The 267-nt window shown below is 38.6% G+C and carries 1 protein-coding gene; it reads left to right on the top strand.

Features of this window, described 5'->3' with window-relative positions:
- The coding region (locus H2O73_RS21945) for a hypothetical protein (protein WP_220457763.1) at nucleotides 1-267 on the top strand (267 nt) is incomplete at both ends.

The raw sequence follows: 267 nt of genomic DNA, 5'->3' as shown, positions 1-267 counted from the left end.
TGCAGACTATTTAAGGACTCTTGAAATAAAGATTCCGTTTGCAGAGGCACTTGAGCAAATACCTTCTTATGCTAAATTCATGAAAGAAATTTTAAGCCATAAGAAGGATTGGAGAGAAACTGAAAAAGTGTTTCTCACTGAAGAATGCAGTGCAGTCATTCTGAAAAGCTTACCAGAAAAGCTTCAAGATCCTGGAAGCTTTCTGATACCATGCACATTGGAAGGCACTTGCACCAAGATAGCTTTATGTGATCTTGGAGCAAGCAT

This window comes from Vibrio marinisediminis (genome assembly GCF_014050145.1).
In the GTDB taxonomy this organism is placed as follows: Bacteria; Pseudomonadota; Gammaproteobacteria; order Enterobacterales; family Vibrionaceae; genus Vibrio; species Vibrio marinisediminis.
Note: the sequence above shows the minus strand (reverse complement) of the source record. Positions and strands in the feature narration are given on the sequence as shown.